Annotated in this window: 22 protein-coding genes; 4 read left to right on the forward strand and 18 right to left on the reverse strand. The window is 72.5% G+C overall.

The genetic code is table 11. The features are described 5' to 3' along the window. The first annotated feature begins 2 nt into the window (after positions 1–2). Positions 3–1,112, forward strand: a complete 1,110-nt coding sequence (gene dnaN, locus ACFWJO_RS09575) for a DNA polymerase III subunit beta (protein WP_386864163.1) — start codon at positions 3–5, stop codon at positions 1,110–1,112. Between the two features lie 71 nt (positions 1,113–1,183). Here the strand turns inward: dnaN and ACFWJO_RS09580 are convergent, their stop codons facing one another. The 8 genes from ACFWJO_RS09580 to ureA form a co-directional block, all read right to left on the reverse strand. Continuing rightward, entirely contained in the window at positions 1,184–2,530 is a 1,347-nt protein-coding gene (locus ACFWJO_RS09580; RefSeq protein WP_386864164.1) for a hypothetical protein, read from the reverse strand. A gap of 57 nt (positions 2,531–2,587) precedes the next feature. Further along, the gene (cimA, locus tag ACFWJO_RS09585; protein WP_386864165.1) at positions 2,588–4,219 is read right to left on the reverse strand and encodes a citramalate synthase; all 1,632 of its coding nucleotides are present in this window, start codon (positions 4,217–4,219) and stop codon (positions 2,588–2,590) included. 284 nt (positions 4,220–4,503) lie between these two features. Continuing rightward, positions 4,504–5,856, reverse strand: coding sequence for an MFS transporter (locus tag ACFWJO_RS09590; RefSeq protein ID WP_386864166.1), 1,353 nt, complete (start codon positions 5,854–5,856; stop codon positions 4,504–4,506). Positions 5,857–5,937: 81 nt separating this feature from the next. Further along, entirely contained in the window at positions 5,938–6,477 is a 540-nt protein-coding gene (locus ACFWJO_RS09595) for a TetR/AcrR family transcriptional regulator (protein WP_386864218.1), read from the reverse strand. Between the two features lie 113 nt (positions 6,478–6,590). Continuing rightward, on the reverse strand, positions 6,591–7,034 hold the full coding sequence (locus ACFWJO_RS09600; protein WP_386864167.1) for a hypothetical protein: 444 nt from the start codon (positions 7,032–7,034) through the stop codon (positions 6,591–6,593). A 45-nt stretch (positions 7,035–7,079) separates the two neighbouring features. Further along, complete coding sequence (locus ACFWJO_RS09605) at positions 7,080–8,099, reverse strand: agmatine/peptidylarginine deiminase (protein ID WP_386864168.1); 1,020 nt, start codon at positions 8,097–8,099, stop codon at positions 7,080–7,082. 20 nt (positions 8,100–8,119) lie between these two features. Then, positions 8,120–9,802, reverse strand: a complete 1,683-nt coding sequence (locus ACFWJO_RS09610) for an urease subunit alpha (protein ID WP_386864169.1) — start codon at positions 9,800–9,802, stop codon at positions 8,120–8,122. Further along, positions 9,802–10,536 carry an urease subunit gamma gene (ureA, locus tag ACFWJO_RS09615; RefSeq protein WP_386864170.1) on the reverse strand — a complete coding sequence of 245 codons (735 nt, stop codon included), beginning with the start codon at positions 10,534–10,536 and terminating at the stop codon, positions 9,802–9,804. Before ureA ends, ACFWJO_RS09610 begins: the two co-directional genes overlap by 1 nt. Before the next feature lie 204 nt (positions 10,537–10,740). On the opposite strand from ureA, the gene ACFWJO_RS09620 reads away from it, so the two are divergent. Then, entirely contained in the window at positions 10,741–12,186 is a 1,446-nt protein-coding gene (locus ACFWJO_RS09620; protein ID WP_386864171.1) for a cytosine permease, read from the forward strand. A 15-nt stretch (positions 12,187–12,201) separates the two neighbouring features. On the opposite strand, the gene ACFWJO_RS09625 is transcribed toward ACFWJO_RS09620, so the two are convergent. The 4 genes from ACFWJO_RS09625 to ACFWJO_RS09640 form a co-directional block, all read right to left on the reverse strand. Next, entirely contained in the window at positions 12,202–13,293 is a 1,092-nt protein-coding gene (locus ACFWJO_RS09625) for a branched-chain amino acid aminotransferase (protein ID WP_384416886.1), read from the reverse strand. 249 nt (positions 13,294–13,542) lie between these two features. Continuing rightward, complete coding sequence (locus ACFWJO_RS09630) at positions 13,543–14,583, reverse strand: 3-isopropylmalate dehydrogenase (RefSeq protein ID WP_385692677.1); 1,041 nt, start codon at positions 14,581–14,583, stop codon at positions 13,543–13,545. Between the two features lie 77 nt (positions 14,584–14,660). Continuing rightward, on the reverse strand, positions 14,661–14,792 hold the full coding sequence (locus tag ACFWJO_RS09635) for a hypothetical protein (RefSeq protein ID WP_386864172.1): 132 nt from the start codon (positions 14,790–14,792) through the stop codon (positions 14,661–14,663). Positions 14,793–15,034: 242 nt separating this feature from the next. Further along, complete coding sequence (locus ACFWJO_RS09640) at positions 15,035–15,571, reverse strand: GNAT family N-acetyltransferase (protein WP_386864173.1); 537 nt, start codon at positions 15,569–15,571, stop codon at positions 15,035–15,037. 113 nt (positions 15,572–15,684) lie between these two features. Here ACFWJO_RS09640 and ACFWJO_RS09645 point away from each other — a divergent pair, with 113 nt between their 5' ends. Continuing rightward, positions 15,685–16,566 (forward strand): alpha/beta fold hydrolase, encoded by an 882-nt coding sequence (locus tag ACFWJO_RS09645; protein ID WP_386864174.1) that lies wholly within the window; start codon positions 15,685–15,687, stop codon positions 16,564–16,566. A 79-nt stretch (positions 16,567–16,645) separates the two neighbouring features. On the opposite strand, the gene pruA is transcribed toward ACFWJO_RS09645, so the two are convergent. Both pruA and ACFWJO_RS09655 read right to left on the reverse strand, forming a co-directional pair. Next, positions 16,646–18,277 (reverse strand): L-glutamate gamma-semialdehyde dehydrogenase, encoded by a 1,632-nt coding sequence (gene pruA / locus ACFWJO_RS09650; RefSeq protein ID WP_386864175.1) that lies wholly within the window; start codon positions 18,275–18,277, stop codon positions 16,646–16,648. Between the two features lie 33 nt (positions 18,278–18,310). Beyond that, positions 18,311–19,237 (reverse strand): proline dehydrogenase family protein, encoded by a 927-nt coding sequence (locus ACFWJO_RS09655; RefSeq protein ID WP_386864176.1) that lies wholly within the window; start codon positions 19,235–19,237, stop codon positions 18,311–18,313. Positions 19,238–19,431: 194 nt separating this feature from the next. Here ACFWJO_RS09655 and ACFWJO_RS09660 point away from each other — a divergent pair, with 194 nt between their 5' ends. Then, positions 19,432–20,904: a PucR family transcriptional regulator gene (locus ACFWJO_RS09660; RefSeq protein ID WP_386864177.1), complete on the forward strand. Its 1,473-nt coding sequence runs from the start codon at positions 19,432–19,434 to the stop codon at positions 20,902–20,904. Positions 20,905–20,946: 42 nt separating this feature from the next. Here the strand turns inward: ACFWJO_RS09660 and ACFWJO_RS09665 are convergent, their stop codons facing one another. The 4 genes from ACFWJO_RS09665 to serA form a co-directional block, all read right to left on the reverse strand. After that, positions 20,947–22,122, reverse strand: coding sequence for a hypothetical protein (locus tag ACFWJO_RS09665; protein WP_386864178.1), 1,176 nt, complete (start codon positions 22,120–22,122; stop codon positions 20,947–20,949). Positions 22,123–22,126: 4 nt separating this feature from the next. After that, a complete protein-coding gene (locus tag ACFWJO_RS09670; RefSeq protein ID WP_386864179.1) occupies positions 22,127–23,077 on the reverse strand; it encodes a hypothetical protein in 951 nt (316 codons plus the stop codon). A 378-nt stretch (positions 23,078–23,455) separates the two neighbouring features. After that, a complete protein-coding gene (locus ACFWJO_RS09675) occupies positions 23,456–24,034 on the reverse strand; it encodes a TetR/AcrR family transcriptional regulator (RefSeq protein WP_386864180.1) in 579 nt (192 codons plus the stop codon). Positions 24,035–24,114: 80 nt separating this feature from the next. Further along, entirely contained in the window at positions 24,115–25,704 is a 1,590-nt protein-coding gene (gene serA / locus ACFWJO_RS09680) for a phosphoglycerate dehydrogenase (protein WP_386864181.1), read from the reverse strand. Positions 25,705–25,749 lie beyond the last annotated feature (45 nt).

Below are 25,749 nucleotides of genomic sequence, written 5' to 3' on the forward strand. Positions count from 1 at the left end.
GCATGGAATTCCGTATCGACAGCGGGGCGTTGGCCGAGGCCGTGGCCTGGGCCGCCCGCGTGCTGCCCGCCCGCTCCCCCGTACCCGTGCTCGGCGGCCTGCTCCTGGAGGCGGCGGACGGCCGGCTCGCCGTGTCCGGCCTGGACCACGAGGCCTCGGCGCGGATCGAGGTGGACGCCGACGTCCTGCGGGACGGCAGGGCGCTGGTCCTCGGGCGGCGGCTGCTCGACATCTGCAAGGTGCTGCCGCACGGCCCGGTCGCCTGCGCGACCGACGGGGCCCGGCTCGCGGTGACCGGCGGCGAGGCCCGCTTCGGGCTCTCGCTGCTGCCCCTGGACGACTACCCGGACCGGCCGGCGCTGCCCGAGCGGCGCGGCGAGGTGGACGCGGACGCCTTCGCGGCGGCCGTCGGGCACGTGGCAGTAGCGGCCGGCCGTGACGACTCGCTGCCGGTGCTCACCGGGATACGGCTCGGCCTGGACGGCACGACGATGACGCTGGCCGCGACCGACCGCTACCGGTACGCGGTGCGGACCCTCCAGTGGCGGCCGGAGGGCCCCTTCGAAGGCACCGTCGACGTGGTGGTGCCCGCCCGGCGGCTGACCGAGATCGCCCGCTCGCACGCGGGCGCGGGGACGGTCCGGCTGGCCCTCGACGGCGGCTCCGTCGGCTTCGAGAGCCTGGCGCGCCGGACCACCACCCGGCTCATCGACGGGCGGCTGCCCCGGCACGACAAGCTCTTCGCGCTCGGGGAGCACGCGGTGGCCGTCATGGAGCGGGCCCCGCTGGTCGAGGCGGTGAAGCGGGTGGCGGTGGTCGCGGAGGGCGACAGCCCCGTCCGGCTGGCCTTCGACGGTGCGACGGTCCACCTCCAGGCGGGGTACGAGGACGACGTGGCCTCACAGCGGCTGCCCGCCGCCCTGAGGGGCGGCCACGCGATGACGGTGGCCTTCAACCCCGGCTACCTGCTGGACGCGCTGGGCTCGTTCGACGCGCCGGAGATCGGGCTGCGGCTGCTCGGTCCCGGACAGCGGGCGCTGATCACCGATGCCACCGACGACGGGGCCGGGACCCATCGCCATCTGCTGATGTCGGTGAAGCCCCTGGTCTGAGCCCCGCGGGCCTCCGCGGGCCGGGGCGGGCCTCGGCGGGGCGGGGCGGGCCTCCGCGGGCCGGGGCGGGCTCAGAACCCGCCGCCTCCGTCGAAGCCCCCGCCGCCGTCGAAGCCGCCTCCGCCGCCGAAGTCGCCCGAGCCGAAGTCGCCGCTGCTGAAGTCGGCGCCGGAGAAGTCGCCGCCCTGGAAGTCCTGGAAGTCGCCGCCGCCGTACTCGCCCGCGTAGGCCGGGGTGGAGAGCATCGAGCCGAGCATGGTGCCGACCAGGAGGCCGGGGAGCATGCCGCCGCCGAAGTAGCCGCCCGCCCAGGGGCCGTAGGCGGGGCCGGCCTCCCAGTAGGGGCGGCGGCCGTCGTCGGTGTCGACGGTGCGGGCCCGCGGGTCGAGTCCGTCGTCGAGGCGGGCCGCGTCGGCGGCGCAGACCGGCACCTGGCGGGCCGAGCCGCCCGCCGGGGCCCAGGTCCGGTCCTCGGCGGCGGGGCCGTGGCGCGGGTCGAAGAAGCACGGCGGGCGCCGCTCGGGCAGCGCCCGGCCCTCGCGGCGGGCGGCGAGGACGGCGAGCGAGAAGCGGCCGTCCTCCAGGGCCCGGGTGACCCCGCGCACCTCGTGCGGGCGGGTGACCGAGCCCATGAGGGACTTGGCCTTGTCGTACGCGTCCAGGGCCCGCTCGTAGTCGCCGCGCATGGCGTCGTCGGCGCCGGCCTCGGCCGGGTGGAAGTCGAGCCGTTCCAGCTCCTCGCCGAAGGCGGTGATGTCCTCGTCCACGACGACCCGCAGCTTGTCGAGGGCGGCGCGCTCCTCGGCCTCCTTGCGGCGCCTCTTCTGCCGGACGACCGCGTAGGCGCCGGCGCCGCCGGCCACGACGACCGCGCCGAGGGTGACCAGACCGGCCACCGGCACGCCGGAGTCCTCGCCCGCCGTGCCCCAGGAGGCGGGGGCGGAGCCGCGCAGGGTGGGCAGCGCCTGGTCGACGAAGTTGTTCAGCTCGGTCTCGGCGTCCACGCCGGGCTGGCGTACGGCCGTCACGAGGTTGGCCACGGCGTCGCGGGACATCACCGAGGAGTCCGCGGCGGCGTTGAACCCGTCACCCAGCCGTACGGCGTAGAGCCCGGTCACACCGGTCTCGGTGCGCAGGTTGCGCAGCAGGTTCTCCGGCGGGAACTGCGCGCTCGCGGGCAGCACGGCCACGAAGAGCGGCTTGTCCGCGTCCCTGATCTTCTGGGCGAGGGCGGCCGCGTCGGCCGTCGACAGCTGGTCCGCGGCGCCGGGATCGACGTAGACCGGACCCTGTTTCAGGGCCGCGGCCGCGTCGGACAGGCCCGTGGCCCTGGCCCCCGCGGACGGGGCCAGGACCAGGAGCAGCAGCAGCGCGAGGCCGGCGAGCGCCGACACGAGGGGGAACGGCCTGGTCCTCATGTCTTGACGCTACCCCGAATGGGGCAGAACGAGACATATAAGGACAGTCGGCCCCTCCTACTCGGCCGGGTCGATGCCCACCCGCAGCAGTCCGTACGTGAAGGCGTCCTCCAGGGCCTGCCAGGAGGCCGCGATGACGTTCTCGCCGACGCCGACGGTCGCCCACTCGCCGTTGCCGTCGCTGGTGGTGACCAGGACCCGGGTCGTGGACTCGGTGCCGTGCCGGCCTTCGAGGATGCGGACCTTGTAGTCGACCAGCTCGAACTTGGCGAGCTGCGGGTAGATCCGCTCCAGCGCGACCCGCATCGCCCGGTCGAGGGCGTTGACGGGGCCGTTGCCCTCGGCGGTGGCGACGATCCGCTCGCCCTTGGCCCACAGCTTCACGGTGGCCTCGTTGGCGTGGGTGCCGTCCGGGCGGTCCTCGACGATCGCGCGCCAGGACTCCGTGCGGAAGTAGCGGCGCGGGCGGCCCTCCGCCTCCTCGCGGAGCAGCAGCTCGAAGGAGGCGTCGGCGGCCTCGTACGTGTAGCCCTGGAGCTCGCGCTCCTTGACCCGCTCGACGACCCGGGAGACCAGCGCGCGGTCGCCGCCCAGGTCGACGCCGAGCTCCTTGCCCTTCAGCTCGATGGAGGCACGGCCCGCCATGTCGGAGACCAGCATCCGCATGGTGTTGCCGACCAGCTCGGGGTCGATGTGCTGGTAGAGGTCGGGGTCCACCTTGATGGCCGAGGCGTGCAGGCCCGCCTTGTGCGCGAAGGCGGACACGCCGACGTACGGCTGGTGGGTGGAGGGGGTGAGGTTGACGACCTCGGCGATGGCGTGCGAGATCCGGGTCATCTCGGCGAGCGCGCCCTCGGGCAGCACCTTCTTGCCGTACTTGAGCTCCAGGGCCGCGACGACCGGAAAGAGGTTGGCGTTGCCGACCCGCTCGCCGTAACCGTTGGCGGTGCACTGGACGTGGGTGGCCCCGGCGTCCACGGCGGCGAGGGTGTTGGCCACGGCGCAGCCGGTGTCGTCCTGGGCGTGGATGCCGAGGCGGGCCCCGGTGTCGGCGAGGACGGTGGAGACGACGGCCTGGACCTGGGCGGGGAGCATGCCGCCGTTGGTGTCGCAGAGGATCACGACGTCGGCGCCGGCCTCGTGCGCGGTGCGCACCACGGCCTTGGCGTAGCCGGGGTTCTCCTTGTAGCCGTCGAAGAAGTGCTCGCAGTCGACGAAGACGCGGCGGCCCTGGGAGCGCAGGTGGGCGACGGTGTCGCGGACCATCTCCAGGTTCTCGTCGAGGGTGGTGCGCAGCGCCAGCTCGACGTGCCGGTCGTGCGACTTGGCGACGAGGGTGATCACCGGGGCGCCGGAGTCGAGCAGCGCCTTGACCTGCGGGTCCTCGGCGGCGCTGCCGCCGGCCCGGCGGGTGGCGCCGAAGGCGACGAGCTGCGCGTTCTTGAACGCGATCTCCTGGCGTGCGCGCGCGAAGAACTCGGTGTCGCGCGGGTTGGCACCGGGCCAGCCGCCCTCGATGAAGCCGACGCCGAAGTCGTCGAGGTGCCGTGCGATGGTCAGCTTGTCCGCGACCGTCAGGTTGATGCCCTCGCGCTGGGCTCCGTCGCGCAGCGTGGTGTCGAAGACATGGAAGCTGTCGTCGACGCGCCCGGCGCCGGGGCGCCCGCTCTCGGCGTTCTCCGTGGTCATGACTGTGTTGGCTCCTGTCGGATGTGGCTCCGGAAGGTCTGGATCCACTTGCCCCCATTCTCACGCGCTGTCCGCTTCCGGCGGAGGTGGGGCCGGAAAACGAAAAAACCCCTCGCGGGTGCGAGAGGTCTGCGCGCGGGTCTGGGGCACGGTGGCCGCCGCCGCGGGGGTTGGGGTCCCACGGTCAGCGGTCACTGCGGACCGGCGCGCTGCTGCCGATAATCATGGCGGTAGCAAGCACGCCGGCAGTCTGCCACACCCGCGCGCGGCCATGGACGCGGATCTCACGATGCGGAATCGGCGGCGGCTTCCCTCGTCCGTACGGGCGGGGCGGCGGCCCCGGCCCCGCCCGGGGCGTCGCGGCCCACCCGGCCGAGGTCGATGTCCCGGGTCTCGCGCATGGTGACGTAGACGACCAGCGACACGGCGGCGCAGCCGGCGACGTACCAGTAGTAGCCGGACTCGGCGCCCGCGTCCTTGAACCACAGCGCCACGTACTCGGCGGTGCCGCCGAACAGGGCGTTGGCGATCGCGTACGGCAGGGCGACCCCGAGCGCGCGGATGCCGGTCGGGAAGAGCTCGGCCTTCACGCAGGCGTTGATCGAGGTGTAGCCGGTGACGACGACGAGGGCGAGCAGGGAGAGGCCGAGGGCCGGCCAGAAGGAGCCCGCGTGCTGGAGCATCGTCATGATCGGCACGGTGAGGAGGGTGGAGCCGACCGCGAAGGTGATGAGCAGCGGGCGGCGGCCGATCCGGTCGGAGAGCCGGCCGGCGAGCGGCTGGAGGCAGGCGAAGACGATCAGCGCGCAGAAGGAGACCAGGGTCGCGGTCTGCTTGGGCAGTCCGGCGGAGTTGGACAGGTACTTGGTGAGGTAGGTGGTGTACGTGTAGTAGGCCACCGTGCCGCCCATGGTGAGCGCGATGACGAGGAAGGCCTCGCGCCTGTGCGCCCACAGGGCCCTGACGGTGCCCTTGTCGCCGCTCGCGACCCCGGCGTCCGCGGTCTCCTCGTACACCTCCGTCTCCAGCATGCTGCGCCGCAGGTAGAAGACGACGGCCGCGCCGAGGGCGCCGACGATGAAGGGGATGCGCCAGCCCCAGCTGTGCAGGGCCTCGGCGGACATGGTCCGCTGGAGGACGATCTGCAGGCCCAGGCCGAGGATCTGGCCGGCCGTCATCGACACGTACTGGAAGCTGGAGGCGAAGCCCCGGTGCTTCGGTGCGGACGCCTCGGTGAGGTAGGTGGCGCTGGCGGCGTACTCGCCGCCGACGGAGAGGCCCTGGAGGAGGCGGGCGACGAGGAGGACCGCGGCGCCGCCGTATCCGGCGACGGCGTAGGTCGGGGCGACGGCGATGAGCAGCGCCGAGGCGGACATGAGCGTCACGGTGAGGGTCAGGGCCGCCTTGCGGCCCTTGCGGTCACCGACCCGGCCGAGCAGCCAGCCGCCGACCGGGCGCATGAAGAAGCCGACGGCGAAGATGCCGGCCGTGTTCATGAGCTTGGCGGTGTCGTTGCCCTCGGGGAAGAACGCCCCCGCGAAGTAGGTCGCGAAGCTCGCGTAGACGAACCAGTCGAACCACTCGACCATGTTGCCGGCCGAACCGACCCAGATCTTCTTCCAGTGTTCTCGTCCCATGGCCCCGAACCGTGCCGGAGGCGCCCGGGCGGCAACAAGGGTGCACGGGACAACGATCAGGAGTACTTACGTGCCTAACGGTCACGGAAGCAGCGTTTCGGCGACGAACTCCCTTACATGAGCGAGGACTTGGTCGCGCCCCGTGCCCGGGATGCCGACCGCCACGTGCACGCTGAAGCCGTCGAGCAGGGCGCGCATCCGGTGCGCGAAACGGTCCGGGTCGATCGGCCGGAACTCGCCGCGCGAGACGCCCTCTGCGAGGATCGCGACGAGGTCGCGGTGCCAGGCGCCCTCGATGGCGGCCTGCCGGGCGCGGGCGTCGTCGTCGGCGTTCTGCGAGCGGTTCCACACCTCGAGCCAGAGCGTCCAGTGCGGGTCGCGCGGGCCGTCCGGCACGTACACGTCCACGTATCCGTCGAGCCGCTCCCGCGCGGTCCCGGGGGCGGAGAGCAGCGCGCTGCGCTCGGCCCCGAGCCGGCCCTCGCTCCATTCGAGCGTCTGCAGCAGCAGCTCGTCCTTGGTGCCGAAGTAGTAGAGCAGGTGCCCGCTGCTCATCCCGACCTGCCGCCCGAGCCCGGCCATGGTCAGCCCGTCTAGCCCGCGCTCGGCGATGGTGTCCATGGCCGCGGCGAGCACCTCCTCGCGGGGCGGGGCGGCCTGGTTGCGGCGGCGCGGGTGGGGGGCCGGGGTCGGGGTCGGGTCGCTGCTCTGACTCACTCGTACGTTCTACAGGATCATCCGTTGTCCGGGATCCCGCCGTCGGGCCCGCGACCGAAGGCGTGCAGCATCACGTCGGCCAGGTCGGCCTCGGGCACCCGGGCGCGCAGCCCCGCGAGCACGGGCGGCAGGTCCTCGTCGTCGATCACGCCCAGGTGCTCCTGCCGCAGCTCGTGGATCACCTCGACGATCTCGGGCCGCAGCTCCATCCAGTCCCGGGAGGTACGGATCTCCCGCTCCACCGCGTCCATGAACCAGCGCACGACGTCGTACGGGACGTCCCGCCCGCTCCGCCGCTCGGCGAACCAGACCGTGGGCTCCCGCGCCGGGTCCTCGTCGGGCACGATCCCGATCGCCAGCTGCCGCTGCCCCGCCACCTCGTCCAGCTCCACGTACCAGGCGTCGTCGACGACGGAGTACAGGTAGGTCAGGACGTACCGGCCGGAGGGGTGGATGCTCATGGCCGCACGCTGTCACAGGGCGTGCGGCCACGACCAGCGGGTTTCTCAGACCGCCGGCTGCTGCTGGGTGATGCAGTGGATGCCGCCCCCGCCCGCGAAGATCTCGCGGGCGTCGACCAGGACCACCTCGCGCTCCGGGAAGAGGCGGCGGAAGATCTCCGCGGCGACCTCGTCGTGCGGGTCGTCGAAGGCGCAGAGCACGACGCCGCCGTTGCAGAGGTAGTGGTTGATGTACGAGTAGTCGACCCAGTCGCCCTCCTCGTCCTTGAGGACGGTCGGGGCCGGGACCTCGATGACCTCCAGGGGGCGGCCCTGGGCGTCGGTCTGGCCGCGGAGGAGGTTGACGTAGAGGCGGGAGCGCTCGAAGTCGGGGTGGAGCGGGTTCTGCTGGCTGTGGACCAGGACGGTGCCGGGGCGGGCGAAGGCGGCGACGATGTCGACGTGGCCCTGCGTGCCGAACAGGCCGTAGTCGCCGGCCAGGCCGTGCGGGAGCCAGATCGCCTTGGTGGTGCCGAGCTTCGCGTGGATCTCGGCCTCGACCTCCTGGCGGTTCCACTCGGGGTTGCGGCCCGCGCCGAGCTGCACGGTGTCGGTGAGGAGTACGGTCCCCTCGCCGTCCACGTGGATCGCGCCGCCCTCGTTCACCAGGGCGCTGCTCAGCACCGGGACGCCCGCCGCGTCCGCCACGTGGCGGGCGATCTTGGAGTCGTGTTCCCAGCTGGCCCAGTCCTGGGCTCCCCAGCCGTTGAACACCCAGTCCACGGCGGCCAGCCGGCCCTCCTCGTCCTTCACGAAGGTGGGGCCGATGTCGCGCATCCAGGCGTCGTCCAGCTCGCGCTCCAGGATCTCGACGTCCTCGCCGAGGAGGGCGCGGGCGGAGCCCGCCTCGCCAGGGGCGACCACCAGCGTGACCGGCTCGAAGCGGCGTACGGCCCGGGCCACGGAGGCCCAGGCGGCACGCGACCGTGCCAGCTCCTCCTCGTTCGTGAACGTGGAGTTGTGCGTGGGCCACGCCATCCAGGTGCGCTCGTGCGGCGTCCACTCGGCGGGCATGCGGTACGTCATGGATTCAGGTCCTAGCGGGATCAGAGGAAGTAGAGGCGGTTGAGGGAGACGGAGTCGGCCGCCTCGGAGCGGATCGGCGAGCCGTCCAGCGAGACGAGGCCGGTGTGGCCGTCGACCTGGACGTCTCCGATGCGCGAGTTGAGCAGCAGGTCGGCGGGGCCGATGCCGCGGGTGCCGCGGACCGGGACGCGACGGCGCCGGGTGGGCAGCCGGTCGCCGCCGAGGTCGACGGCGGCCTGGGCGACGAACGCGACCGAGATGTCGGCGGCGGTCGCGCCGTGCCCGCCGAACAGCGGACCGAGGACGAGCGGTTCACAGGTGTCGGTGGCCGCGTTCGGATCGCCCACGACCCCCCACGCGGGGAAGCCGGACTTCAGCACCAGCTGCGGCTTGGCGCCGAAGAACTCCGGCCGCCACAGCACGATGTCGGCCAGCTTGCCGACCTCGATCGAGCCGATCTCGTGCGCGAGGCCGTGGGCGATCGCCGGGTTGATGGTGAGCTTGGCCATGTAGCGCAGGACGCGCGCGTTGTCGTCGTGCGCGCCGTCGCCCTCCATGGGGCCGAGCTCGGCCTTCATCTTCCCGGCCATGGCGAAGGTCCGGCGTACGGTCTCGCCGGCCCTTCCCATTCCCTGCGCGTCCGACGACGTGATGCCGATCGCGCCGAGGTCGTGCAGGACGTCCTCCGCGCCCATCGTCCCGGACCTGATCCGGTCGCGCGCCATGGCCGCGTCGCCGGGCAGGTCGGTCTTCAGGTCGTGGACGGAGACGATCATGCCGTAGTGCTCGGCGACCGCGTCACGGCCGAAGGGCAGCGTGGGGTTGGTGGAGGAGCCGATGACGTTCGGCACGCCCGCCATCTTGAGGACGTTCGGTACGTGTCCGCCGCCGCAGCCCTCGATGTGGAAGGCGTGGATCGTCCGGCCGTCGAGGACCTTGAGGGTGTCCTCGACCGACAGGCACTCGTTCAGGCCGTCGGAGTGCAGCGCCACCTGGACGTCGTACTCCTCGGCGACCCGCAGCGCGGTGTCGAGGGCGCGGGTGTGGGCGCCCATGTCCTCGTGGACCTTGAAGCCGGACGCGCCGCCCTCGGCGAGCGCCTCGACCAGCGGGGCCGGGTCGGAGGAGGAGCCGCGGCCGAGGAAGCCGATGTTGACCGGCCAGGCGTCGAAGGCGTTGAAGGCGTGGCGCAGGGCCCAGGGCGAGTTGACGCCGACGCCCCAGACGGGGCCGAACTCCTGGCCGATGACGGTCGTGACACCGCTGGCGAGGGACGCCTCCATGATGCGCGGCGACAGCAGGTGGACGTGGGTGTCGACGGCTCCCGCGGTGGCGATCAGGCCCTCGCCGGAGACGATCGAGGTGCCGGTGCCCACGACGACGTCGACGCCGTCGAGGGTGTCGGGGTTGCCGGCGCGGCCGATGGCGTGGATGCGGCCCTCGCGGATGCCGATGGACACCTTGCGGATGCCCTGGACGGCGTCGATCACGAGGACGTTGCTGATCACCACGTCGCAGGTCTCGCGGACGGCCGCGGCCTTCAGGTGGAGCCCGTCGCGGGCGGTCTTGCCGAAGCCGGCGAGGAACTCGTCGCCGGGCTTCTGGGAGTCGGACTCGACGCGCACGACGAGGCCGGAGTCACCGAGGACCACCCGGTCACCGGCGCGCGGGCCGTGCACGGAGGCGTACTCGTAGGGGTCCATCAGTCCTCCTCCTTCGGGGTCGCGAACGGCGCCGAGGACAGGTAGTCGGGGGTGGCGCCCGCGCCGAGATATCCGCACGCCGCGGCCCTGCGGAGGGCCTCTTCCCTCGCCCCGGGGGCGTCCAGCGGGCCGTCGACGAGGCCCGCGAAGCCGATGGCGACCCGGGCGCCGCCGATGGGCACCAGGCCGACCTCGGCCTCGCCGCCCGGGTCGAAGCGGAAGGAGGCGCCGGCCGGGATCGCGAGCCGCATGCCGTAGGCGGCGGCGCGGTCGAAGTCGAGGCGCGGGTTGGCCTCGAAGAAGTGGAAGTGCGAGGTGACGCTGACCGGGACGGCTGCGGTGTTGCGGACGGTCAGCGTGACCGCCGGAGTGGTCTCCTCGGACGCGGGCCCGGGCAGCAGCGCGCCGGGCGCGTCCGCTCCGAGCGAGCCGCCGCCGATCGGGTCGGAGACGACGGCGAGCCGGGATCCGTCGTCGAAGACGGCCTCGACGTGGACCTCGGTGACGACGTCGGCGACGCCGGGCAGCACGTCCTCGGGTCCGAGGACGGAGCGGGCGGCCTCGATCGCCTCGGCGAGTCGCTTGCCGTCGCGGGCCGCCTCGCAGACCGTGTCCGCGATGAGGGCCGTCGCCTCGGGCACGTTGAGCCGAAGGCCGCGGGCCCGGCGGGCCCGGGCGAGCTCGGCGGCGCCGAAGAGCAGCAGCCGGTCGCGTTCCGTGGGGGTCAGTCGCACTTCCGTACACCTCCTGTTTGAGTGACACTCTAAATGTTGGTGAGCCATCTTCCAAGCATTGACGTGGCCGACAGGAATGGGTCACATTGGCTGACATTGAGCGTCACTCTAAAAACGTCGCTCGCAGCGGATCCCCTCACGGCGGATCCGGCCCCTACCCCCCACTCCCCCGCCCCGCCCCCACCCCTGCCCCCGGGAGTCCCCATGGCGATAGAACAGCGCGGAGTCGACACCATCCCCGAGGTGGAACGCACCAGCGGTCCCCGCGACCTCGTCTCGATCCTGCTCGGCTCCAACCTCTGCCTCGGCGTGATCGTCTTCGGCTGGCTGCCGGTCTCCTTCGGCCTCGGCCTCTGGGCCTCGGTGACCTCCGTCGTCGCCGGCACCCTCGTCGGCGTCGCCGTCACCGCCCCGCTCGCGCTGATCTCGCTGCGCACCGCCACCAACCTCTCCACCTCGTCCGGCGCCTTCTTCGGCGTGCGCGGCCGGCTGGTCGGCTCGGTCGTCGGCCTGCTGCTCTCGCTCGGCTACACCGCGCTGACCCTGTGGATCGGCGGCGACGTGATGGTCGGCACGCTGGAGCGCCTGATCGGCCTGCCCACCGGCGGCGCGACGCACGCCGCCGTGTACGGGCTGCTCGCCGCCCTCACCGTGGTCGGCGCCGTCTACGGCTACCGGCTGCTGCTCAAGCTGAGCCAGGCCCTGGCGATCGGCATGACCGTGCTGCTCGCGATCGGCCTCGTCGCGTACGCCGGTGACTTCACCGCCGCGCCCGTGGCGGACACGCCGTACCTGCTCGGCTCGTTCTGGCCGACCTGGCTGCTCTCGGCGGTCGCCGCCGGACTCAGCGGCCCGGTCGCCTTCATCACCCTGCTCGGCGACTACACCCGCTACATCTCGCCGGAGAAGCACAGCCCGAAGAAGGTCTGGCGGGCCACCTGTCTCGGCCTGGTCGTCGGCCTGCTCGTGCCCCAGCTCTTCGGCACCTTCACCGCGCTCGCGGCCGGCGCCGGCGCCGACTACGCCGGGCCGCTGGTCGCGGCCTCGCCGGTCTGGTACCTGGTCCCGCTGCTGCTCGCCGCCACCGCCGGCTCCGTCGGCAACGCCGGACTGATGCTCTACTCGATGGGCCTGGACCTCGACGCGATCCTGCCGAAGGCCACCCGGGCCCGCGCGACCCTGGTCGTCGCGGCCGTCGCCACGGCCTTCGTCTTCCTCGGCCACTTCGCCTCGGACGCGCAGACCGCGATGACCTCCTTCGTGCTGCTGCTCACCGCGATCGGCACGCCGTGGGCGGTCATCACCCTGATCGGGCACCGGCGGTGCGGCGGCACGTACGACGCGGAGGCGCTCCAGGTCTACAACCGGCGTGCGCGCGGCGGCGCCTACTGGTTCTCGGCCGGCTGGCACCCGCGTGCCACGTTCTCCTGGGTGATCGGCGCGGCCGTGGGCCTGGCCGCCGTCTCGACCCCGCTCTACGAGGGCCCGCTGCTCGCCCTCACCGGCGGCATCGACTGCAGCTTCGTGCTGTCCGGGATCGTGGGCGGCGTGCTGTACGCGGTGCTGACGCCGGCTCAGCAGGCCGCCGGCGACACGGAAACGCCCGGGACGGTGACCGTCCCGGGCGCCCTGGTGGACTCGGAGTCGTAGCTCCGGAGTCGGGTCCTACCTGCCCAGCTCGTGCATCCAGCCGTGGACGTCCTCGGCCGTCCCGGTCTGGATGGCGAGCAGCGCCTCGCGCAGCTTCATCGTGACCTCGCCGGGCTCGCCGCCCGACTGCTGCCACTCGCCCCGGGCGGACTTGACCGTGCCGACCGGGGTGATGACGGCGGCGGTGCCGCAGGCGAAGACCTCGGTGAGCGAGCCGTTCTCGGTGTCGGCCTGCCACTGGTCGATGGAGACGCGGGCCTCCTCGGACTCGTAGCCGAGGTCCTTGGCGACCTGGAGCAGCGAGTCGCGGGTGATGCCCTCCAGGATGGAACCGCTGAGGGTCGGGGTGACGATCTTGTCGCCGTACACGAAGTACAGGTTCATGCCGCCGAGTTCCTCGACCCACTTGTGCTCGACCGCGTCGAGGTAGCAGACCTGGTCGCAGCCCTTCTCCGCCGCCTCGGCCTGCGCGAGCAGCGAGGCGGCGTAGTTGCCGCCGGTCTTGGCGTCGCCCATGCCGCCGGGGACGGCGCGGACGCGGTCCTCGGAGGCCCAGATGGAGACGGGCTTGACGCCGCCGGGGAAGTACGGGCCGGCCGGCGAGGCGATGACGACGAAGAGGTACTCGTTGGCCGGGCGGACGCCCAGGCCGACCTCCGTCGCGATCATGAACGGGCGCAGGTAGAGCGAGGCCTCGCCGCCGTGCGCCGGGACCCAGGCCTCGTCCTGCCGGACCAGGACGTCGCAGGCCTCGATGAAGGTCTCGACCGGCAGCTCGGGCATGCCGAGCCGGTGCGCGGAGCGCTGGAAGCGGCGGGCGTTGGCGTCGGGACGGAAGCTGGCGACGGAACCGTCGGGACGGCGGTAGGCCTTCAGGCCCTCGAAGATCTCCTGGGCGTAGTGCAGGACGTTGGTCGCCGGGTCGAGGGAGAGCGGGCCGTACGGCACGAGCTGGCCGTCGTGCCAGCCGCGGCCCTCGGTCCAGCGGATGGTGACCATGTGGTCGGTGAAGTGCCGGCCGAATCCCGGGTTGGCCAGGATCGCCTCGCGCTCCGCGTCGGACAGCGGGCTGGAGGAGGGCTTGAGCTCGATGGTGGGCGTCGTCATGGGTGCTTGTCCTTCACCGGTTGTGTGGGTCGGACCGCGCTCACGCCGCTCCGCAGCCACGCAAGTCACTGCTAGGACGTCCGAGCTTTCCCGCATGCCGCGGCCCCACGTTCGATTATCGCGCGTGGGGGCCGGTGCACGAAACGGTGTGTGCACGGTCCAGGGTTCGATGGTGGCACCCCGCGACCGCACAGGTACAGCCGCCGGGTGCGAGGTGCGACCCGGCGGCTGGGTGATGTCAGCGGCGGGTCAGCTCGCTACTCGTACCGCGAGCGCGTCGCCGATCTCGTCCGTGCTGCGGACCGCGTCACCGCGCTCGGTGAGGTCGGCGGCGACGGCCGCCTCGATCCGGGCGGCCTCGGACTCGTATCCGAGGTGCCGCAGGAGGAGGGCGACGGAGAGGACCGTGGCCGTCGGGTCGGCCTTGCCCTGGCCCGCGATGTCCGGCGCGGAGCCGTGGACCGGCTCGAACATGGACGGGAACTCACCGCTCGGGTTGATGTTGCCCGAGGCGGCGACGCCGATGCCGCCGGAGACGGCCGCGGCGAGGTCCGTGATGATGTCGCCGAACAGGTTGTCGGTGACGATGACGTCGAAGCGGGCCGGGTCGGTGACGAGGAAGATCGTCGCGGCGTCGACGTGCAGGTAGTCGGTCGTGACCTCGGGGAACTCGGCCGCGACCTTGTTGAAGATGTTCGTCCACAGGTGGCCCGCGAAGGTCAGCACGTTGTTCTTGTGGACCAGCGTCAGCTTCTTGCGGGGGCGGGCCTGGGCGCGGGCGAAGGCGTCCCGGACCACGCGCTCGACACCGTAGGCCGTGTTGACGGAGACCTCGGTGGCGACCTCGTGCTCGGTGCCCTTGCGGATGGTGCCGCCGTTGCCGGTGTACGGGCCCTCGGTGCCCTCGCGGACCACGACGAAGTCGATCGCGGGCTGGCCGGCGAGCGGGGTCGCGACGCCGGGGAGCAGCTTCGAGGGACGCAGGTTGACGTGGTGGTCGAACGCGAAGCGCAGCTTCAGCAGGAAGCCGCGCTCCAGGACGCCGGACGGGACCGACGGGTCGCCGATCGCGCCGAGCAGGATCGCGTCGTGCTGCTTGAGGGCGTCGAGGTCGGCGTCGGTGAGGGTCTCACCGGTGGCGTGGTAGCGCCGGGCGCCGAAGTCGTACTCCTTCGTCTCCAGCTTCACGTCCTGGGGAAGCGCGGCCGCGAGGACCTTCAGGCCCTGGGCCACGACCTCCTGGCCGATGCCGTCGCCGGGAATGACTGCGAGATTGATGCTGTGAGACATGTCGGCACCCTACTCTTCGTCCCATCGTCTGACACGCTCCGTCCACCATGTGGACGAACGGACAGCCGTACGAAGGGTCAGTGGCCGGTGGAGCCGCCGTTGTCCCGGCGGTCGAGGGCGCGCTGGAGAGCGGCGGCGGCGTTCTTGCGGGCCTCGTCGCTGGAGTGGGGGGCGGAGTGGCGGACGCGGCGGGCGGTCTGAGCGGCCATGAGGGATCGACTCCTTGAGATCAGTGCTCCGGACGTGCGGGTGCGGAGTGGCGTGGTGATCGAAGGCGCCGGAAAGGGGCGGGGAGCGCCGCCGCAGGGGTTGCCTGCCTGGGGGCGTCGCGCTCGCGTCCGCCCGCGCTCGATGGAGCGGGACGTTCGGCTTCTACAAAGCTAGGCGAGAACCCCGCATCTGTCTCCACAATTACTCGGACTTCCTACTATCTGAGACGGCGATAGGCCCGTCACATCACGTCGCCGTCCCGCCAGTCGAAGACGAGCGGGGCGGCGGCGTCCGGAAGCGGGCGCCCGGCGGCCGGACGGAGGTAGGTGGAGCCCTCCTCGTCGGGGAGCCGGACGATCCCGTCCGGGCTCAGCGTCTCGATCCGCCCCTCCCAAACCCGCCAGCCGCGCCCCCGGTAGAGCCCGGCGCCGGCCTCCGAGGCCGAGAGTGCCCCGAAGGCGTACGCGCCGTCGATCACCCGCTCCAGCTCCCCCGTCACCGCGCCCCCGAGCCCCTGACGCCGCACGTCGGCCCGGACGGCGACGCCCTCCACGTACCCGACGCGGTACGAGCGCCCCCGGTGCAGCACACGCCGCTGGCCGACGGCCCCGTGCGCGGCGAGGCCCCGTTCGTCCTCGATCCAGACGTGCACGCCGCCGAGGGTGTGGTCCCAGTCGTCGTCCGAGAAGACGCCCTCGAAGGCGATCTCGAGAAGGTCCCGCACGGCACGGAGCCTGCGGGAGCCGAGTTCATGGGTGGGTGCGGTCCACAGCTTCACGCCCCCAGTCTCACACCGCCCACACCTAACCCTCAATTGTTTATTGACAGGTTAGACATGGAGCGCTTGACTCTCCTCGCAACCACTCAACGCCACGTAAGGGGTTAGAGACGATGTCCGTGCTCCCGGTCCACCACCGCAGCGTCACCGTCCGCGGCCACGAGATCCACTACCGGGAGGCGGGCCCCGCCGACGCGCCCGTGCTGCTCCTGCTGCACGGCTTCCCGACCAGCTCGCACATGTTCCGGGACCTGATGCCGCGGCTCTCCGGGAGCCACCGTCTCATCGCCCCCGACCACCTGGGCTTCGGCCGCAGCGCCGCGCCCGACGCCGCCGACTTCGACTACACCTTCGCCGCCCTGGCCGCGCTCACCGACGAGTTCACCCGCGCACTGGGCCTCGACCGGTTCGCCCTCTACATCCAGGACTACGGCGCCCCCATCGGCCTGCGCCTCGCCCTCGCGCATCCCGAGCGGATCACCGCGATCATCAGCCAGAACGGCAACGCCTACGAGGAAGGCCTGGGCGCGGAGGCCTGGGCCCCCGTCCTCGCCCTGATCGCCGAGCGCACCCCCGAGACGGAGGCGGCCGTCCGCGCCATCCGCTCCCTCGACGGCATCCGGTGGCAGTACGAGACGGGCGTGCCCGCCGAGTACCGGGAGCTGCTCAGCCCCGACGCCTGGCACCACGACGCCGCCCTGATGGCCCGGCCGGGCCAGGACGAGATCCAGACCCGCCTGATCGCGGACTACGGCTCCAACTTCGCCCTGTATCCCGCCTTCCAGGAGTACTTCCGCAGCTCCCGGGTCCCGCTCCTCGCCGTCTGGGGCGAGGGCGACGAGGTCTTCGTCCCGGCCGGTGCCGAGGCCTTCCGCCGCGACCTCCCGGACGCCGAGGTCCACCTCCTGCCCACGGGCCACTTCGCCCTGGAGACCCACGCCCCGCTGGTCGCCGAGCTCGTCGGCGACTTCCTCAAGCGCCGGGCCGGCGCATGAGAACCGCCCCCGTCCTCAGTTGGGGGACCGAGGAGGGGGGCGGTGATCAGGGACGCCGTCGCTGGGCGGCGCGGAGGCGTCAGCCCATGTGCGGGTAGCCGTACTCCGTCGGCGGCACCAGCGTCTCCTTGATGGCGCGGGTCAGCGTCCAGCGCATCAGGTTCTGCGGGGCGCCCGCCTTGTCGTTGGTGCCGGAGGCGCGGCCGCCGCCGAAGGGCTGCTGGCCGACCACGGCGCCGGTCGACTTGTCGTTGATGTAGAAGTTGCCCGCGGCGAAGCGGAGCTTCTCCATCGTGTACGCGGCGGCGGCGCGGTCGTTGGAAATGACCGAGCCGGTGAGGGCGTAGTCGGAGACGGACTCCATCTGGGTCAGCATCTCGTCGTACTTCTCGTCGTCGTAGACGTACACCGCGAGGATCGGGCCGAAGTACTCGGTCGTGAAGACCTCGTTCTCCGGGTCGGTGCACTCGATGACGGTCGGGCGGACGAACCAGCCCTCGGAGTCGTCGTACGTGCCGCCGGCGACGATCGTGCACGAGGCGTCGGCCTTGGCGCGGTCGATCGCGGCCTTGTTCTTGGCGAAGGCACGCTCGTCGATGACGGCGCCGATGAAGTTCGACAGGTCGGTGACGTCACCCATCTTGATGCCGTCGACCTCGGCCGCGAACTCCTCCTTGAAGCCGTCGTTCCAGATGGAGGCCGGGATGTACGCCCGCGAGGACGCGGAGCACTTCTGGCCCTGGAACTCGAAGGAACCGCGGGTCAGCGCGGTCTTCAGGACGGCGCGGTCGGCGCTCGGGTGGGCGACGACGAAGTCCTTGCCGCCGGTCTCGCCGACGATCCGCGGGTAGGAGCGGTACTTCTCGATGTTGTTGCCGACCGTCTTCCACAGGTGCTGGAAGGTCTTGGTCGAGCCGGTGAAGTGGATGCCGGCCAGGTCGGGGTGGTTGAGGGCCACCTCGGAGACGGCGATGCCGTCGCCGGTCACCAGGTTGATGACGCCCTTCGGCAGGCCGGCCTCCTCCAGGAGCTCCATGAGGAGCACGGCGGAGTGGGTCTGGGTCGGGGACGGCTTCCAGACCACGACGTTGCCCATGAGGGCGGGGGCGGTGGGCAGGTTGCCCGCGATGGCCGTGAAGTTGAACGGCGTGATCGCGTAGACGAAGCCCTCCAGCGGGCGGTGGTCCAGACGGTTCCACACGCCCGGGGAGTTGGCCGGCGGCTGCTCGGCCAGGATCTGGCGGGCGTACGCCACGTTGAAGCGCCAGAAGTCGACGAGCTCGCACGGGGTGTCGATCTCGGCCTGCTGGGCGGTCTTCGACTGGCCGAGCATGGTGGAGGCGGCCAGCGTCTCGCGCCACGGGCCGGCGAGCAGCTCGGCGGCGCGCAGGATGATCGCGGCGCGGTCGTCGAAGGACATCGCGCGCCAGGCCGGGGCGGCGGCCAGGGCGGCGTCGATCGCGTCCTGGGCGTCCTGCTGCGTGGCACCGCGGAAGGTGCCGATGACGGCCTTGTGGTTGTGCGGCTGGACGACCTTGAACTCCTCGCCGCCGCCCATGCGCTTCTCGCCGCCGATGGTCATCGGCAGGTCGCGCGGGTTGTCGGCCAGCTCCTTGAGCTTGGCCTCCAGACGGGTGCGCTCGGCGGAGCCGGGGGCGTAGCCGTGCACCGGCTCGTTGACGGGAGTGGGGACCTGGGTCACAGCGTCCATGGTTCTCGGAACTCCTTCTGAGGGGTGTGGGGCTCAGCCCTTGGTGAGGATCGAGCGGACGAAGAAGAGGAGGTTGGCCGGCTTCTCCGCGAGGCGGCGCATGAAGTAGCCGTACCAGTCGGTGCCGTAGGCCGTGTAGACGCGCATCCGGTGGCCCTCGGCCGCGAGCCGGTTCTGCTCCTCGGTGCGGATGCCGTAGAGCATCTGGAACTCGTACTCGTCCAGCTTGCGCCCGGCGCGGCGGGCGAGCTCCTGGCCGACGGCGATGAGCCGCGGGTCGTGGGACCCGATCATCGGGTAGCCCTCGCCCTCCATGAGGATCTTCATGATCCGGACGTACGCCTTGTCGATCTCGGCCTTGTCCTGGAGGGCGACGGACGCGGGCTCCTTGTAGGCGCCCTTCACGATCCGCACGCGCGAGCCGTTGGCGGCGAGGCGGCGGGCGTCCTCCTCGGTGCGGAAGAGGTACGCCTGGATGACGCAGCCGGTCTGCGGGAAGTCCTTCCGCAGCTCCTCGTGGATGGCGAACATCGAGTCGAGGGTGGTGTGGTCCTCGGCGTCGAGGGTGACCGTGGTGCCGATCTCGGCGGCGGCCGCGACGACCGGGCGGACGTTGGCCAGGGCCAGCTCGTGGCCGTTCTCCAGGGACTGGCCGAACATCGACAGCTTGACCGACATCTCGGCGCGCTCACCGAGCTCGAGCTCCTTCAGGCGCTCGATCAGCTCCAGGTACGCGTCGCGGGCGGCGTAGGACTGCTCGACGGTGGTGATGTCCTCACCCACGACGTCGAGGGTGACCTCCAGACCGCGGGCGGCCAGGTCCTGCACGATCGGGACGACGTCGTTCACCGTCTCGCCGGCGATGAAACGCGCCACGACCTGCTTGGTCCCGGGGGCGGCCGACACGAAACGGCGCATCTTGTCGCTGCGCGACGCGGCGAGGATCACGGGACCCAGCACGGGGACCTCCAGAGGGCAGGGTGACGAAAAGTGCCGTACCCGGTCTTTCGGAACCAACCGGGAACAGCACGGATAACCACCGTGAAACCTAAGGATCGCTCCGATCGTCCGCCATCTACAGCTGTCACGCATCCATGGCCCCGCTCTCAGACATCTGTCTGAAGGAGCGGCGGGATCGGTGCGAGAATGGCGGCGTGAAGGGCGATTACCAGGAGCTGGTCGACGAGATCTCGGCGCTGCTCGGCACTCCGGCGACCTTGGAGAACCGCGACTTCGGGCTGATCGCCTTCGGCGCGCACGACAGCGATGACGACACGGCCATGGACCCGGTCCGCACGCGGTCCATCCTGACCAGGAAGTCGACCCCGGCGGTGCGGTCCTGGTTCGAGGGCTTCGGCATCACCCGGGCGACCGGCCCGGTGCGCATCCCGGCCGCCCCGGACGCGGGCGTGTTCCGGGCCCGCATCTGCCTGCCCGTACGCCATCGGGGCGTGGTCCTCGGATACGTCTGGCTGCTCGACGCCGAGCCGGGGCCCTCGCACGAGCGGCTGAGCGCCGCCATGGACGTCGCCGCGCGGATCGGCGAACTGCTCGCCGACGAGGAGCGTGCCGGCGCGGACCTCTCCCGCGAGCTGCGCGCCACCCTGACGGCGGAACGCGGCTGGCAGTACGACATGGCCGTCGCCGCCCTGCGCACCGCCCTCGGCCCCGGCGCCGACGGCCTGCACGCGCTGGTCTGCCTCGCGCCCTGGCCCGGCGAGGACGCCCCGTCCCCGCGCGCGGTCCCCGCTGCGGCGGCCCTGTGCGCCGTGCCGTGGCGACCGCCGGCCACGCCGGGCGCCCCGCCCACGGTCGGCGCCGACCTGATCCGGGGCGCGGGCCGACGCAGGGGCGCGGGCACGGGCTCCGGCTCGGGTACGGGTACGGGTACGGCGCACGCGACCGGTGCGGGCGCGGGCGCGGGGTCAGGTCCGGGCTCGGCCCAGGGGGCCGGTACGGGCGCGGGCTCCGGGCGACGCCCGGGCGCGGGCCCCTCGGCCGGTGCGGGCTCGGGTCCGGGTGCCCAGGCTTCGGCGTTCCCCGCCGGCCCGTACGTTTCCGGTCCGTACGCTTCCGGCCCGGCCCCCTACGCCCCGGGTGCCGTCCCCGCCGAGGGCGGCGCGTCCCGCGCGCTCGCGGTGCTCGTGCGTCTGCGGTCGGGCGACAACCTCTCCCCCGCCACCACCGCGGCCGGCCGCCTGCGCGACACCGCGGGTCCGGCGGCCGTCGCCGGCATCGCCGCACCCCGCCGCGGGCTCGCGGACCTCGACGCGTCCTGGCGCGAGGCCTCGTCCGCCGCCCGCGCGGCGACCGCGCAGCCGCACCTGGGTCCGCTCGCGGAGTGGGCCGCCATCGGCCCGTACCGGATGCTCACCGCACTGCCCCCGGCCGAGCCGGACCCGGCCGTACGCGCCCTGCTCGCCCCCGCCCAGGCCGAACTGGCCCGGACGGCCGAGGTGTTCCTCGACCACGCCGGCCAGGCGGGCCGCACGGCCACCGCTCTGGGCATCCACCGCCAGACCCTGTACTACCGCCTCTCCCGCGTCGAACAGCTCACCGGCCTCGACCTGGACGCGGGCGAGGACCGGCTGCTGCTGCACATGGCGCTGAAGGCGGCGAAGCTCTAGGGCGAGACACCCCAGGCCGCCGATCCGCCGACCGCGGCCGGCTCAGCGCCATTCGAGGAGCAGACTCTGCCCGTTCAGGGCCTCGGCCGGCACCTTCGCGGACGGCGCGCCCGGCGCCGTACCCGCCACACGGAAGCCGCGGAAACCCGCGTACGGATCACCGGGCGGGTGCTCGACGAGGACGAAGCGGCTGCCGTCCGGGGAGACCACGAGCCCCTCGCTCCCTCCGCCGCCGGCCGCCGCCAGGACGGGCCCGGGCGCGGCGCCCGGCGCGGTGCCGAAGGTCCTGAAGGTGCCCGCCCGCGTGCGGCACAGCAGTCGGTCGGGGCCCGCCCAGCCGACCGCGTGCAGGCACTCCCCCAGGCTCTCGGCCCGCGCGGCGGCGCCCGTCAGCGCCGTGGAGCGCGCCGGCACGTCGAGCAGGACCTGACCGAGGTCCTCCGCCGACGCCGTCGTCCGGCGCCCGTCCGGGGACACGTGCACCATCTCCGCCTGGACGGCGCGGGGCGGCCCGTCCAGCACGACGAGCGGCAGGTTCGCGGCGGCGGCCGGGCCCTCGTCGCGCAGGGCGGCGCTGCCGGTCACGGCGCGACTGCCGATGCGGGCGCGGCCGTCGGGGGTCTCGTAGGTGAACCAGACGCGGCTCCCGTCGGGCGCGAAGACCGCGTTCTGCTCCCGTCGGCCCGCCCCGGCCCGCCCGTCCCGGGCGGTGAGGTCGGTCAGCCCCTTCTCGTCCACGAAGCCGACGTGCGTCCCCTTCCCGTCCGGAGTCCGCAGGACCACCGCCATCCTGGTGAAGTCCCGGTCGAAGACGGCTCGCACGCGCGGCACGACGCGCTCCAGGGCGTCGGACGTGTACACGGCGTCCGAGGGGTTCTCCCGGCAGAGGTCGAACAGCGGTGTCAGCACCGCCTCCCGGCCCGGCTCCTGCCAGAAGACGACGGACGCGGGGACGTCGAACGACCGCTCCGCGACCGGCTTCCAGCCGTTCGGGTCCCATGACCGGACGCTGACGGCCGTGAACCGGCCGCCCTTCACGCAGTCCGCGGACACCACCCGGTCCCGCCCCCAGGGTCCGGGCGCGGGCCGGGGCGAGGGACCGTACGAGGGGGTGCGGGCGGTGTCCGGGGCGCGGCCCCGGTCCTCCTGGCTGCATCCCGCCAGGGTGAGGAGAGCGGCGACGGCCGCGAGGACCGCCCTGACGCGTGTCGACGGCATGCGGTCATCCCCCCGATGCGGAGACGTCGGCCGCGCGTCCCTCGCGCCAGGCCCGGCAGCTGGTGTCCTCCGGCCGGTCGTGACAGGGCACCCACTGCTCCGCGTCGGGCTTGGACGCGTCCATGATCCAGAGCTGCTCGGGCCGGGCCGGGGTCGCCTCCGCGGCGAAGGGCTTCTCGCCGTCCTTGAGCGTCACCGTGCCGAAACCCTGGTACGCGTCACGGTACTTGGCCTTGATCTCCCAGGTGCAGGATTGCCCGCGGGTGAGTGCCTCGACCCGGAGCCCGCCGGGCGAGGCGCCGCCGCCCAGGTCGATCTTCCTGACTCCGAAGTAGGGCGCGCCCTGGTCGTCCCCCTCGTCGGTGATGACCGGAGTGGCGCCCGGCGTCGTCAGGTCGAACAGCACGCCCTCGTACGCGGCGCCGCCCTGGGACTCCCAGACGACGACCGTCTTCGCGGTGGGCGCGTGGCAGGAGACGTTGACGGCCTCCATGGACGTGATCGTCAGCTGGGCCTGCCGCTTGCTGAACAGATTGAGGTGGAGGGCGGTCGCGTCGGCCCCGGTGTGCTTCATGGCCAGGTCGGCGCGCTTCTCGAAGGCGGACGGATACCGGACGGTGCGCCCGCCGAGCGACAGGAGGTAGGCCCGCGCCTTCTCCGGGTCCCTCCTGGCGGCAAGCCCCTGGCGTTCCGCCTCGGTCAGCGGCCGGTCGAGGGCGACCTTCCAGCCCTGGGGCGGGGTCTGGTCGTAGTCGACGCCGACGGTGAACGGCGCCTCCTGCTTGTCCAGCGCGTCCTGGGCCTCCTGCTCCGACTTCGTCACGGCCGGCTGGGCCATGAGCTGCCATAACGTGGCCCCGACGGCCGCGACGCAGGCGAGGCCGACACCGACGGCCACGCGGACGCCGATCGTCCGCCGCCGCTTGGCGGCCGACAGGTGGAGGGTGTTCGGCACCAGGGATTCGGCGACGAGGGCACCGACGGACGGCTCGGGCGGTGACGCGGGCGCTGCCGCGGGCGCCGCAGCAGGGGTGGGCGCGGGAGGTGCGGGCGCCGGCGTGGGCGCCGGTGCGGGCGCTTCGGACGCTGCGGGAGCGGAAGCAGGTGCGGGTGCGGGCGCCGACGGCGACGCCGGCGCGCCCGCGGGCGTCCGGTCCGGCGCTGCCGGCGACGCCGACGGTATCGGTGCCGGGTCCGGGTCCGGCGGAGATCCCTGCGGTGGCGTCGCCGGCATGCGGGGCCTCTCTGTCGACGGGTCGGGGACGAGGAGCGGTGACGTCCCCCAGCCTAGACAAACGCCCGGACAACTCCCGAGCCCCGCCCACGGGTTGACTCAGCCCCGCTCCCCCATCAGCACCCTGAGGCCTGCGGTGAGGTCGTCCGCCGTCGGGGCCGTGTCCGGGTCGACGACCCACTGGATCATCACCCCGGTCGCGAGGGCCTGGAGGAGCAGCCCGGCCACCCGGGCCTTCTCGGGCTCCGCCTCCGGGTCGATGCCGATCATGCCCTCGGCCATGCCGAGGCGGCCTTCCCGCTGCGGCTCCTTGATCGCCTCGCGGAGCTTCTCGTCGTCGTCGAGACGGGTGACGACCTCGGTCTGCAGCTTCCACACGGGGCGGCTGGCCTCGGCGGCTCCGATCAGCGGCTCCCAGACGGCGCGGAAGCGCTCGTACGGATCGTCGGGAAGGTTCCCGGCACCCTCGGCGTCGGCTCCGCCGACCCGCTCGCCCCACTCCTCCGTCAGCGCCAGGAAGGCCTGCTGGAGCAGGGCGTCCTTGGAGCCGTAGTGGTAGCCGATGGAGGCGAGGTTGGTGCCCGACGCGGCCACCACGTCACGGGCGGTGGTGCGGGCGTAGCCCTTCTCCAGGAGACAGCGCTTGGCGCCTTCGAGCAGGTCTTCCTTGTGTCCCATGACAGCACTGTACCCGGCCGATAGACGTCCGTGTAAGACGGATGTCTATCGGCCGGGTACGAGGCGTGGAGCGGACCGGATCAGACCAGGTTGACGGAGCGGGCCGAGGCCGCGCCGATCTCCTCGGCGATCTCCGAGAGCACGTTGGCCGGGACGGTCTCGTCGACGGTCAGCACGACCAGCGCCTCGCCGCCCTCGTTCGTCCGGGAGACCTGCATGCCCGCGATGTTCAGACCGGCCTCGCCGAGGATCCGGCCGACCGTGCCGACGACACCCGGACGGTCCTCGTAGCGCAGCACCACCATGTGGTCGGCGAGCGCGAGGTCCACGTCGTAGTCGCCGACCGCGACGATCTTCTGCAGGTGCTTCGGGCCCGCGAGCGTGCCGGAGACCGAGACCTCCTGGCCGCTCGCCAGCGTGCCGCGCACGGTGACCATGTTGCGGTGGTCGGGCGACTCGGAGCTGGTGGTCAGACGCACCTCGACGCCGCGCTCCTGCGCGAACAGCGGGGCGTTGACGTACGACACGGTCTCGTCGACCACGTCCTCGAACACGCCCTTGAGCGCCGAGAGTTCGAGCACCTTCACGTCGTGCTGGGTGATCTCGCCGTACACCTCGACGTCGAGGCGGGCCGCGACCTCGCCGGCCAGGGCCGTGAAGATCCGGCCGAGCTTCTCGGCCAGCGGCAGACCCGGCTTCACGTCCTCGGCGATGACACCGCCCTGGACGTTGACCGCGTCCGGGACCAGCTCGCCCGCGAGCGCCAGGCGCACCGAACGGGCGACCGCGATACCGGCCTTCTCCTGGGCCTCGTCCGTGGAGGCGCCCAGGTGCGGGGTGCAGACGACCTGGTCGAGCTCGAAGAGCGGGGAGTCCGTGCAGGGCTCCTTCGCGTACACGTCGAGGCCCGCGCCGGCGACCCGGCCCTCCTTGAGCGCCGAGTACAGCGCGGCCTCGTCCACGATCCCGCCGCGCGCGGCGTTGACGATCCGGACGGACGGCTTGACCTTGTGCAGCGCCTCGTCGCCGATGAGGCCGAGGGTCTCCGGCGTCTTGGGCAGGTGGACGGTGATGAAGTCGGCGACCTCGAGCAGCTCGTCCAGGGCCAGCAGCTTCACGCCCATCTGGGCGGCGCGGGCCGGCTGCACGTAGGGGTCGTACGCGACGATCTTCATGCCGAAGGCGGACATGCGCTGGGCGACCAGGACACCGATGCGGCCGAGGCCGACGACGCCGAGGGTCTTCTCGCTGAGCTCGACGCCCGTGTACTTCGAGCGCTTCCACTCGCCGTTCTTCAGCGCGGTGTTCGCCTGCGGGATGTTGCGCGCGGTGGCGACGAGCAGACCGCAGGCGAGCTCGGCGGCGGTGACGATGTTGGAGGTCGGGGCGTTCACGACCATCACGCCGGCCTTGGTGGCGGCGGAGACGTCCACGTTGTCCAGGCCGACACCGGCGCGGGCGACGACCCGGAGCTTCTTGGCGGCGGCGATGGCCTCCGCGTCGACCTTCGTCGCCGAGCGGATCAGGATGGCGTCGACGTCGGCGATCGCGGGGAGCAGCTCGGCGCGGTCGGCGCCGTTGCAGTGCCGGATCTCGAAGTCCGGGCCCAGTGCGTCGACGGTGGCGGGCGACAGCTCTTCAGCGATGAGTACGACGGGTTTCGAGCTCACGTGAGTCCTCACAAAGGCAGTGCGGACGGCCGTCCCGACGGCCGC

This window comes from Streptomyces sp. NPDC127092 (genome assembly GCF_042722475.1).
In the GTDB taxonomy this organism is placed as follows: Bacteria; Actinomycetota; Actinomycetes; order Streptomycetales; family Streptomycetaceae; genus Streptomyces.